The sequence below is a fragment of the Vibrio sp. 10N.261.52.A1 genome (assembly GCF_002876325.1).
Taxonomy (GTDB): Bacteria; Pseudomonadota; Gammaproteobacteria; order Enterobacterales; family Vibrionaceae; genus Vibrio; species Vibrio chagasii.
The window spans coordinates 1-11,616 of the sequence record NZ_MCYD01000578.1; the positions used below are offsets into that span (position 1 = coordinate 1).

Genomic DNA, 11,616 nt, shown 5'->3' on the forward strand with positions numbered 1-11,616 from the left:
TTATACTTCCAATGCAAACCAACAAGCGGAACAAAAATATAATGAAAAACAAAACTCTACTGGCTTTATTAGCCGCAGCCTCTCCACTCTTCGCCAATGCTCACAACTTATCTGTAGGTTCAACTCTTCCTGCCGTTGATGTTAGCAACTATGGTGAGATCGTTCTAAAAGACGGAGCTACAGAATATCAAGCTTGGGCAACCAAGGATCTTCTGGGTAAAGTTCGTGTCGTTCAAGCTATCGCAGGCCGCAGCAGCTCTAAAGAGCTCAATGCACCACTGATGGCAGCAATTACAGCATCCAAATTTTCAGAAGATAGCTACCAAACTACCACCATTATCAACCAAGATGATGCCATTTGGGGCACAGGCTCTTTTGTAAAATCATCAGCTGAAAGCAGCAAAGAAGAATTTCCATGGTCGTCTATGGTTCTTGATGAAAATGGCACCGTTGCTTCGTCATGGGCTCTAAAAGAAGAGAGCTCAGCGATTATCGTGCAAGACAAACAAGGTAAAATCTTGTTTGTGAAAGAAGGCGCACTTAACGAATCAGAGGTAACGCAAGTTATTGAATTGATTAAAGCGAGCCTTTAATCAGATATTCGCGTCTTTTTCGAGACCTTATCAAAGGATATTGTTATATTATAACAGTATCCTTTTTTAATTCTGTGGTTAATCATCCTGATGTGGCAAGACACACCCAACAATGTGAAACGAAAAACAGGCTTCTTGCTTGGGCTTATGCTCATGCTAAGCGTGTTGGCAGCAACACATATGGTGGATATTGACCCAGAGCATCACACCTCACACCACTGTGAGCTGTTTTCCATAAATCAGTTCATTACCTCGCACTCGTTACCACAAGTTCCAGAGTTTCATTCAGAGTTTACTGTTGTTATCACGGAGTCAGTAACCTCACTACAGCGCCTGTATTTCGCTTATCTAGCGCGCTCTCCTCCTGTCAAAACTATTTAATTACCACTACTTTTTAATTAACCTTTATTCAGGAAAAAAACATGAAACCTTCTATTTTAGCCGTTGTTATCGGCATGACTGTCTCTACTAATGTTCTAGCTAACGAAGAGTTCCGCTCTCACGGTGCACACGTGCATGGTCAGGTTGAAGTAAACATTGCTCAAGACGGACAAGAACTACTTGTTGAAGTGACAGCCCCGGGTGCAGACGTAGTTGGCTTTGAACATGCTCCAGAAACAGCAGAGCAAAAGAAAGTGTTTGAACAAGCTATCGCGCAACTAAACAAGCCAGACGAGCTATTTAGCTTTAACAACGCGAACTGTACTCTGAAATTTAAATCAGTGTCGAACACGTTAGAAAGCGATCATGATGAGCATGAAGGACATGACCACGAAGGCCATGACCACGCTAAACACGATCATGACGACCACGAAGGCCATGACCACGCTGAGCACGATCATGATGACCATAAAGACCATGACCACGCTGAACACGATCATGACGACCACAAAGACCATGACCACGCTGAGCACGATCATGATGACCATAAAGACCATGACCACGCTGAGCACGATCATGACGACCACAAAGACCATGACCACGCTGAACATGATCATGACGACCACGAAGGTCACGACCACCACGATCATGAAGGTCATGACCACTCTGAAGGTGGCCACGGTGAGTTCACGGTTGAGTACCACTACCAATGTTCAGATGTAGCTAAGCTAGACACAGTTAGCACTCAGTGGTTCTCTAAGTTCAGCAACACTGAAAAAATGACGGTGAACCTACTAACAGATACCGCTCAAGTACAAGAAGTTCTTAACGCAGAGCGCATTAGTTTTCGATTCTAACCACTCCTAGATCGGATTAAACGTAAAACAAGCAGCCAAGTAAGTGGCTACTTACTTGGCTGTTCAAATCGGTGTGCTCTGGGAATTTATGTCGCGAACTGCTGTCCAGTAGATACACCGCTTTAATTATTGGAGCTAGCATGTCTTTTGACAGTTCATCACTTGTGGTCAAACTCGAAAATATCAGCTTTCGCTGGAAGCCAGAGTTACCCCCAACTCTAGAGATCCCTTCTCTGCATATCCAAGCCCAAGAGCACCTCTTCATAAAAGGGCCAAGTGGCTGTGGCAAATCTACATTGCTAGGGCTGCTGACTGGAATCAACCAAGCAGAGCAAGGCGAAGTCTCTATTTTGGGTCAAGATCTGACTCAGCTAACACCTCGCCAAAGAGACACGTTTCGAGCCGATCACATTGGTTATATTTTCCAACAATTTAACCTTCTTCCTTATTTATCAGTGATCGATAACGTCACGCTTCCTTGCCAATTCTCAAAAACACGTAAGCAGCAAGTCACTGATAGCAACAACAGTTTGCAAGAAACAGCTCAAGAACTACTGCTCCGATTGAAGCTACCCCAAGCTTTAATGGATAAGCCAGTGACTGAACTTAGTATTGGTCAGCAACAGCGTGTTGCCGCTGCCCGTGCACTTATGGGGCAACCTAAAATCATCATTGCAGATGAACCTACCTCGGCACTCGATCATGACAACCGAGAAGCTTTTATCGAGCTATTACTAGAACAAGCCAATCAAGCAGGCTCTACTCTGATATTTGTCAGCCATGATCCAACATTAGAAAAACTGTTCACTCGAACCATAGATCTAAAAACCGTTAACCAAGCTAAGGTTGTCGTATGAAAGTAATTACTCACTTAGCCCTAAAAAGCGTACTCAACCGTAAAGCCACGGCGATTCTCACCATCCTTACTGTGGCAGTCTCGGTTATTCTATTACTCGGTGTAGAACGTGTTAGAACCGAAGCCAAGAGCAGCTTTGCAAACACCATTTCAGGCACTGACCTTATCGTTGGTGGCCGCTCAGGCCAGGTAAACCTTCTACTCTACTCTGTATTTAGAATCGGTAATGCGACCAACAATATCGACTGGAAAAGCTATCAAGAATTCAGCCAACATAAAGCCGTAAAATGGGCGATCCCTATTTCATTGGGTGATTCTCATAAAGGCTTCCGTGTGATGGGTACTAACCATAGCTACTTTGAAAACTACCGTTATGGAAGTAAGCAACCACTTACTTTCCAGCAAGGTAAAGAGTTTAATGAGCTATTTGATGTGGTGATTGGTGCCGATGTCGCGAAAAAGTTAGATTACAAGATTGGCGATCAAATCATTCTTGCACACGGTATCAGTGATGTGGCGTTCAGCCGACACGATAACCTACCCTTCAAGATTGTCGGAATACTCGCACCAACAGGAACGCCAGTAGACAAAACCGTGCATGTATCGTTAGAAGCGATCGAAGCGATTCACGTTGGTTGGGAGTCGGGTGCCAACCTAGGGCATACCCCAGATGCCGAAACCTTGAAAACCTACGATTTCCAGCCTCAGCAAATCACCGCGATGATGCTTGGACTGAACTCGAAGATTCAAACCTTCGCACTGCAAAGAGAAATCAATAACTACCGTCAAGAGCCGTTGAGCGCAATTATGCCGGGCATTGCTCTGCATGAATTATGGGGCATGATGGCCGTAGCAGAACAAGCATTGCTGATTGTTTCAGGGTTTGTAGTGGTCGCCGGTTTACTGGGGATGCTCAGTAGCCTACTAACGAGCTTGCAAGAAAGACGTCGCGAGATGGCTATCCTGCGTGCAATGGGCGCAAGGCCTCGCCATGTGTTTGGTCTATTGATTAGTGAAGCCAGTGCCCTGACCTTCTTAGGTATCACATTGGGCGTTGCAGTGTTGTTTGCTCTGATCGCAGTAGTTGCTCCTATTGTGCAACAAAGTTATGGTATCAACATCTCGATATCTGCGATTACACCACACGAGTGGAAATTGCTTATGCTGGTGCAAATTGCCGGAATCATTATCGGCTTCATTCCCGCTTTCAGGGCTTACCGTCAGTCATTGTCTGATGGCATGACAATTCGAATCTAAAATAGGAACCTACGATGCAACGCAAATTCCTACTGATACTTGGGCTAATGATGTTCCCATTTATCAGTACAGCTCACGCTGAAACGCCTCAGAATGAGGAATCGGTATTAACACTCGAATGGATTGATTTGATTCCAGAATCAGAGCGTGCTCAACTAGATTCGTTTGGCATGCCGATGGTTGACCATAACAGTATGGAAAAGCCTCAACAGTCGACACTGGGTGCGGTTCGTCCGGAGTTAAACGGCAGTAAGGTTAAGATCCCAGGATTTGTGATTCCATTGGAAGGCGATGAGAATATGATCACTGAGTTTCTGTTAGTGCCGTACTTTGGTGCATGTATCCATGTTCCACCACCGCCACCGAACCAAATTATTTACGTTAAGTTCCCTAAGGGCGCGCCAATCCAGCAATTGTGGGATGTTATCTATTTGGTAGGTACGCTGAAAACAGAATCTATCAGTCACGATCTAGCGCAAACGGGCTATCTGATTGAAGGTAATGCAATTGAAGAATACGACGACATGTAGTCGTTTGGAGGGTGGCTCAGCGATGAGCCGCCGTCACTGAATAAATCAAGTTATTCAATAACAGTTTAATACCGATATTGTTCCTCTAAATTACGCAATGTAATTAGATAAATAAGCTAGCACACCCACATAAGTCGCGAGTAATAAACCTATACCAAGCTGCTTTTTCAGCTTGTTATCATTGACTTGATTCATAACTCCTCCTTGATAATTACAACAAATTTAACATTTTATTATCATTATCAAAAGTAAAATTTTGTTGAAGTCTTCAACTCTGCACGCAAAATCTAGCCACCAATCAGATAAAGAGTTACATTTTAGACAGTTATACCAATCACAGTAAGTCAGTGATCAGCAATAGCGTAGGGAAAAGCCTTGAGAGCAATGACTACGATTGGTATTGATTCGTCTCCTAACGGTACTCTTATGTCAGAAACCAAACAGCCAGTGATCATTGAGCATGCTAGCGACACACAGCACAAGCATGAGAAAAAGCCTCATATAGCCGACAGTGCCAGTCGAATGCTGCACATTGCCCAAAGCTTCGGTTTAGATTCCTTAATTAGTCATAGCGAAAAAACGAACGATAAAGCCGCTAGCACTCTGATTGAGCGAGCGTTATTGCGAGAGAAGAAACGTAAGGAGCTGCGCCAGAAGAACCTAGAGCAGATCCTGAAACTGGCCCACTCTTCATGTAAAGATGAAGCGGCTGGAGATCCAGATCAGGACTGGCTGTACCGCTTTTTCGATATGGCACAAGAGATCCACAACACATCAATGCAAAGGCTGTGGGCTCAGGTGCTGAAACGAGAAGTCACCAACCCAGGCTCTACGTCGATGAAGGCGCTACAAATCCTCAAAGATATGACACCAAAGGAAGCACTGACCTTGCAAAGAGCTGCTTCACTGGGTTGTAGCTTTGGTAGTGACAACAGTAAAAAGCTGTTGCTTGGTTTTAAGTCTCACGCAGGGCTGTTCAGTTTTGGTAAAAGAGACACCACAAACACCATTAACCTTGGTGGGCATAACCTTCCCTACTCTAGCCTTCTCCACCTGATTGAACTTGGCATCATCCTAGGTACAGAGTTAGAGTCTGGAGAGATCGACTTCGACCCGGCATTACATCTAACGTATCAAGGTAAGAGCATGTCACTGGCGCCGCTATCAAAAGGCGTTAAGTTGGTGTACTACCGATTCAGCCCTACTGGCAATGAGCTATGTGCGCTACTAGGCAATAAACCTAACATGCCTTATTACGACCAATTGATTGCGCTATTGAGCCAGAAATTCACGGTACAAACCGAAGTGAAAAGCAGTGTGAATTACACCGTCTAGATAATAGAGTCTAGTAAGTAGACGGCGTAAAAATTGAAAAGCATTGAGAAGAATGAAGATAATCTAGAGGATAGGTTTCTTGTCTCGGTAGAGTAAGGCTGCCCTGCTTTTAGCGGACATGCGCAGCCTTAGTCATACCAGCGGTCTCAATTAGCTAAAATGTTACGCTTCTCTAACGCATCAATACACAGCTCGACCAATTCATCGATCGTCTTCTCTCCTGCAGGTAGATCGATCTCAGGGTTCTGTGGCGCTTCATAAGTAGAACTGATTCCGGTGAAATTAGGAATCTCTCCAGCACGTGCTTTCTTATACAAACCTTTAGGATCACGCTGTTCGCAAACCTCTAATGGCGTATTCACAAACACTTCAAGAAACTCTCCTTCAGGCAGTAAATCGCGTACTAGTTGTCTTTCCGCTTGGTGAGGAGAGATAAACGCAGACAGCACAATCAAACCAGCATCGGCCATCAATTTAGCTAACTCACCGATACGACGAATATTCTCTCGGCGATCTTGCTCAGAAAAGCCAAGATCACTACATAAGCCATGACGAACATTGTCACCATCCAGCAAATAGGTATGGTAACCCAGTTGCGCCAAACGATTCTCTAGCGTACCTGCCACTGTCGACTTACCAGAACCAGACAGCCCAGTGAACCAGAGCACGGCAGGCTTTTGTGATTTCAGATCCGCGCGGAATGCTTTATCAATCGAGTGTTGATGCCACACAACATTCTCATCTTTGTGTTTGAGTACTGCGGTCATAAATAGTCCTTTAAATAAACAGCATTAAAATGGGAAAAAGTAAGGAATTAGGGTCAGTACCAAGCCCGAATAAACAATCGAGATTGGGATACCGATGCGCAGATAATCTGTGAGGTGATAATTACCTACGCTATAAACAAGTAAGTTAGTCTGGTAGCCGTATGGTGAAATGAAACTGGCACTCGCACCAAACAACACCGCCATGATGAATGGCATTGGGTCGACGCCATAGCCTACCGCCATGCTGTAGCCGATCGGGAACGAAAGTGCCGCTGCGGCGTTATTGGTGACTAACTCTGTCAGAATCAGAGTCATCAGATAAGTCGCGACCAAGGCACCAAATACGCCCCAGCCATTAAAGGCCTCCATAAACATCTGCCCCATACGTTCAGATAAGCCAGATGAAATCATCAGTTGAGCAATAGAGAGTGCAGACCCAACAATCACAACAATATCAACCGGAAAGCGGCGGCGAAGCTCACTCAGCTGCACGATACCAAATGCTACCAGCAATAATAAGAACCCAGCTAAGCCTTTAATTATCGGCACCATATCAAGCAGCGCTAAGCCAATCACACTGGTGAAACCGAGTAGCACGAGTGCCGATTTATCTGCATCAAGCTTGGCACTTGAATCCAAATCATTCATCAACACAAACTCTTTGTTGTGTTGCTGGCGCTGCTCTTCAAAGCGTTTGCCAGGTACCAGAATCAAGGTATCGCCTGCCGTCAGCGTTATGTTACCCAAGCCACCTTCAAGGCGTTCATGACCGCGACGAATCGCCACCACCACAGCATCAAAGCGGTCTCGGAACTGGCTGGTTTTCAGTGTTTTATTACAGAAGCTTGCCGATGAGCTCACCACTACTTCGACAAAGCTCTGACCGTTCAAATGGTGCTGACCAAACAGGGTTAATCCTTGGATTTCTTGCAGTGTTGCCACGCTCTCGACATCACCACAAAACAGCAAGCGATCTCGAGCCTGCAATACAAAATCAGGGTCAATCGAGGCTGTGGTTTTACCGTCACGAATCACTTCCGCCAAAAAGAGTTTTCTCAAAGCTCTTAAGTTGTTTTCACTAACACTACGACCAACCAACGGAGAGCCTGGCTCAACTCTGGCTTCTAAGAAATAAGGTAGATCATCTTGCGATCCATCATCGTAGCTAGGTAAGAAGTAACTCAGAGGAATAAGGATCAATACGCCACCAGCCAAGACCGCTAAACCGATCAAAGTTGGTGTAAAAAAGTTTAGGCTCGGCAATCCTGCATCTTCAACAAAGCTATTGATGATCAAGTTGGTTGAGGTGCCGATCAATGTCAGTGTTCCACCCAAAATAGCGGCGTATGACAAAGGAATAAGTAACTTAGAAGGCGCGTGCTGCTGATTACGTTTGATCGCACCGATCAAAGAGACCACTACAGCCGTGTTATTGGTAAAGGAAGAAAGCAGCGCTGTAGAGATCCCCAACTTTGCCACCACAGTGCCTAGCCTACCTTCAGAGATATTACGGCTAACCCAGCTGATCAAGCGAGTTTTCTCCAACGCACTCGATGCGAGGATCAAAAGAATTAACGTCAGTAACGAAGAGTTAGTGAAGTTATTGGCTAAGCTCGAAAGGTCGATCATCCCGCCCATAAAAGCTATAAACGCCGCGCCAGCAAAGATAAAACTTGGCTTAATACGGGTAACGAGCAGGCAAGTAATAATGCCGAGCAAAATCGCTAATACAAATCCTTGTTGCCACATATACCCGTCCTTTATGGCGGAAACGATCAGTTTCCGCCTGATTCAATAAGCTGTTACTCAGTCGTTTATGACTTCAGTAGTTGGCTTAAATCTTTGGCATCCCAATGCGGGAAGTGCTTGCGAACCAATGCATTAAACTCAAGTTCAAATGCAGAGAAGTTACCGACTTGCTGTTCAACAGAGTCCAAACGGTCTCGAATCAAACCCGCACCAACTGTCACGTTAGTTAGGCGGTCAATAACGATGAAGCCACCGGTATCGGCACTTTCACGGTATTTATCCAGTGCGACAGTCTCGTTCAATGACCACTCACACAAGCCAATACCATTCAGTGGCAACTCATCGACTTCGTGAGTCGAGAGATTGTTGATGTCGTATTGGTGACGAACCGTTTCAACCTGACCAACAGTCTTCTTACCGGCGATCTTGATATCGTAAGCTTTGCCCGGTTGCAGTGGTTGCTCTGTCATCCACACGATGTCTGCCAATACGTGGTTAGTTGATTCAATCTGAGCGTTTTCCAACACAATCAAATCACCACGACTGATATCGATTTCATCTTCAAGGGTCAGCGTTACCGCCAAGCCCGCCTGGGCAGATTCCAAATCACCATCAAAGGTTACGATACGTGCAACCTTAGAAGTTTTTCCTGATGGCAACGCCTTGATTTCATCACCAACGCTGACACGGCCAGAAGCCACAGTACCGGCAAAGCCGCGGAAGTCTAAGTTAGGACGATTCACATACTGCACTGGGAAACGGAATTCACCAGCCGAGCGTTTTTGGTCGATATCAACGTTCTCTAACACGTCGAGTAGAGATGGGCCTTCAAACCATGCTAGCTCTTTACTTGGTGCCGCAACGTTGATGCCTTCAAGCGCCGAAACCGGCAATATCTGAATGTTAGTTGCGCCTTCTAGGTTTTCAGCAAACTCTAGATATTCATCGCGAATCTCTTCAAAACGATCTTGCGAATAGTCCACGAGATCCATCTTGTTCACTGCAACGATGAAATGCTTCAAACCAAGCAAGTTAGATATAAACGAGTGACGACGCGTTTGATCCAGAACGCCCTTACGAGCATCAATCAAGATCACCGCCAGATCACACGTTGAAGCGCCTGTTGCCATGTTGCGCGTGTACTGCTCATGCCCTGGGGTATCAGCAATGATGAATTTACGTTTTTGGGTCGAGAAGTAGCGGTAAGCGACATCGATGGTGATGCCTTGCTCACGCTCAGCCTGCAAACCATCAACAAGCAGTGCTAAATCAGGCTTCTCACCAGTGGTACCCACTCGTTGGCTATCCGAGTGAACCGCTGCTAGCTGATCTTCATAAATCTGCTTTGTATCATGGAGTAAGCGACCGATTAGCGTACTTTTGCCATCATCCACCGAGCCACAAGTTAAGAATCTAAGCATAGATTTATGCTGATGCTGACTCAGATAACCTTCAATCCCTAGTTCAGCCAATTCGGCTTCTACTGCACTATTCATTTTTCTTTCCTTAGATTCTTAGAAATAACCTTGGCGCTTTTTCAGCTCCATTGAGCCCGACTGATCATGGTCAATCGCTCGACCTTGACGCTCACTGGACGTCGCCACCAGCATCTCTTCAATAATGCCTGTTAGCGTATTCGCCTCAGATTCAACCGCTCCGGTTAGTGGGTAACAGCCTAAAGTACGAAAACGAACGCTTTTCTCTTCAATCACTTCACCTTCTTGCAGCTCCATACGGTCATCATCAACCATGATCAGCATGCCATCACGCTCAACCACCGGGCGTTTATCTGAAAGGTAAAGTGGAACAATATCGATGCTCTCTAGATAGATGTATTGCCAAATATCCAGCTCAGTCCAGTTTGATAGAGGGAATACACGGATGCTTTCGCCCTTGTTAACCTGACCGTTATAAGTGTGCCAAAGCTCTGGACGCTGGTTCTTTGGATCCCACGTGTGGTTCTTATCGCGGAAAGAGTAAACACGCTCTTTCGCTCGAGATTTCTCTTCATCACGACGAGCACCACCAAAAGCAGCATCGAACCCATACTTGTTTAACGCCTGCTTAAGGCCCTGAGTTTTCATGATGTCGGTATGCTTAGAAGAGCCGTGCACAAATGGGCTACACCCCATTGCTAGGCCTTCAGGGTTCTTATGTACCAAAAGGTCAAAACCGTACTTTTTGGCTGTGCGGTCACGGAACTCAATCATCTCGCGGAATTTCCAATCCGTATCAACGTGTAACAGCGGGAATGGAATCTTGCCTGGGTAAAACGCTTTGCGAGCTAAATGAAGCATCACAGAAGAATCTTTACCGATGGAGTACATCATTACTGGGTTATCAAACTCAGCCGCCACTTCACGGATAATATGAATACTTTCCGCTTCTAGCTGTTTTAGGTGGGTTAAACGTTCTTGGTCCATTTCAGTGCTTCCTTTAAGGCTCGCGTTACGAGCAATTCATTACTTGGTCTCACCAAGCAAGGGATTTAGCTCATCCACTTAGTGAATGGGAGTATTGGCACTAGAAGAAAACAGAAGCTTCGATTGAGCTGTCCTTGCTATTCATCTGCCTGATACGTCCTTGATATGGGCATTATGACGAGCCGCTCATATTACTGGAAATTCTAAAATTTCATTTTTTATTCGAAAAACTGATAAGGCGTGTAATAAATAGATAACCAGGTGAAATGAATGGACTAATCTTATCGATATCATTTGTGCATGGATTGAGCAGCTTTGGGAGGCATCTTGCAGAACACCATAAAGTAATCGATCTAAGTCACGAATTAACATTCGTTGTAATCATTGTTTCATTCCATTTTGTTACATTACGCAACGAATTTTCTTCTATCCACTTTGGAGCTACAAAATGAAAGTTGCAATGAAACCTTTATCATTGGCTGTACTTGCAGGTCTTGGTCTGACACTCGCAGGCTGCACAACAACACCAGATACCGATGAAGTGATTAAACTACGTGTCGTAGAGACAACTGACATCCATACTAACCTAATGGATTACGACTACTACAAAGACAAGCCATCACAAAAAATTGGCTTAGCACGTACTGCAACTCTAGTAAAAGAAGCTCAAAACGAAGTAACAAACAGCGTATTAGTTGATAACGGTGACCTACTGCAAGGTAGCCCAATGGGTGACTACATGGCAGACAAAGGCATCGTTGCCGGTGAAGTTCACCCTGCTTACAAAGCAATGAACCAGCTAAGCTATGATGCAGCGAACATCGGTAACCACGAGTTCAACTACGGCCTAGAGTTCCTAGAAGAATCT

The 11,616-nt window shown here is 45.1% G+C and carries 12 protein-coding genes; 8 read left to right on the forward strand and 4 right to left on the reverse strand.

The window, feature by feature from the left end:
• Positions 1–41: 41 nt before the first annotated feature.
• The 7 genes from BCT81_RS09390 to BCT81_RS09420 all read left to right on the forward strand — a co-directional run bounded on the left by BCT81_RS09390 (position 42) and on the right by BCT81_RS09420 (position 5,809).
• Complete coding sequence (locus tag BCT81_RS09390; RefSeq protein WP_102423965.1) at positions 42–593, forward strand: YtfJ family protein; 552 nt, start codon at positions 42–44, stop codon at positions 591–593.
• Positions 594–683: 90 nt separating this feature from the next.
• Positions 684–974, forward strand: a complete 291-nt coding sequence (locus BCT81_RS09395) for a DUF2607 family protein (RefSeq protein WP_061033914.1) — start codon at positions 684–686, stop codon at positions 972–974.
• Positions 975–1,015: 41 nt separating this feature from the next.
• A complete protein-coding gene (locus BCT81_RS09400) occupies positions 1,016–1,831 on the forward strand; it encodes a DUF2796 domain-containing protein (RefSeq protein WP_102423959.1) in 816 nt (271 codons plus the stop codon).
• Positions 1,832–1,971: 140 nt separating this feature from the next.
• Positions 1,972–2,688 carry an ABC transporter ATP-binding protein gene (locus BCT81_RS09405; protein WP_102423960.1) on the forward strand — a complete coding sequence of 239 codons (717 nt, stop codon included), beginning with the start codon at positions 1,972–1,974 and terminating at the stop codon, positions 2,686–2,688.
• Positions 2,685–3,944, forward strand: a complete 1,260-nt coding sequence (locus tag BCT81_RS09410; RefSeq protein WP_008220483.1) for an ABC transporter permease — start codon at positions 2,685–2,687, stop codon at positions 3,942–3,944. Before BCT81_RS09405 ends, BCT81_RS09410 begins: the two co-directional genes overlap by 4 nt.
• A 14-nt stretch (positions 3,945–3,958) precedes the next feature.
• Positions 3,959–4,474 (forward strand): DUF3299 domain-containing protein, encoded by a 516-nt coding sequence (locus BCT81_RS09415; RefSeq protein WP_102423961.1) that lies wholly within the window; start codon positions 3,959–3,961, stop codon positions 4,472–4,474.
• Positions 4,475–4,900: 426 nt separating this feature from the next.
• Positions 4,901–5,809 (forward strand): TIGR03899 family protein, encoded by a 909-nt coding sequence (locus BCT81_RS09420; protein WP_102423966.1) that lies wholly within the window; start codon positions 4,901–4,903, stop codon positions 5,807–5,809.
• Between the two features lie 146 nt (positions 5,810–5,955).
• Here the strand turns inward: BCT81_RS09420 and cysC are convergent, their stop codons facing one another.
• The 4 genes from cysC to cysD all read right to left on the reverse strand — a co-directional run bounded on the left by cysC (position 5,956) and on the right by cysD (position 10,784).
• Positions 5,956–6,576 carry an adenylyl-sulfate kinase gene (gene cysC, locus BCT81_RS09425; protein WP_102423962.1) on the reverse strand — a complete coding sequence of 207 codons (621 nt, stop codon included), beginning with the start codon at positions 6,574–6,576 and terminating at the stop codon, positions 5,956–5,958.
• 24 nt (positions 6,577–6,600) lie between these two features.
• The gene (locus BCT81_RS09430) at positions 6,601–8,325 is read right to left on the reverse strand and encodes an SLC13 family permease (protein WP_008220492.1); all 1,725 of its coding nucleotides are present in this window, start codon (positions 8,323–8,325) and stop codon (positions 6,601–6,603) included.
• Positions 8,326–8,390: 65 nt separating this feature from the next.
• On the reverse strand, positions 8,391–9,821 hold the full coding sequence (cysN, locus tag BCT81_RS09435; protein WP_102423963.1) for a sulfate adenylyltransferase subunit CysN: 1,431 nt from the start codon (positions 9,819–9,821) through the stop codon (positions 8,391–8,393).
• A gap of 18 nt (positions 9,822–9,839) precedes the next feature.
• Complete coding sequence (gene cysD / locus BCT81_RS09440) at positions 9,840–10,784, reverse strand: sulfate adenylyltransferase subunit CysD (protein ID WP_258166798.1); 945 nt, start codon at positions 10,782–10,784, stop codon at positions 9,840–9,842.
• Between the two features lie 412 nt (positions 10,785–11,196).
• On the opposite strand from cysD, the gene BCT81_RS09450 reads away from it, so the two are divergent.
• A partial coding sequence (locus BCT81_RS09450) for a metallophosphoesterase (RefSeq protein WP_198596870.1) occupies positions 11,197–11,616 on the forward strand: 420 nt, incomplete at its 3' end.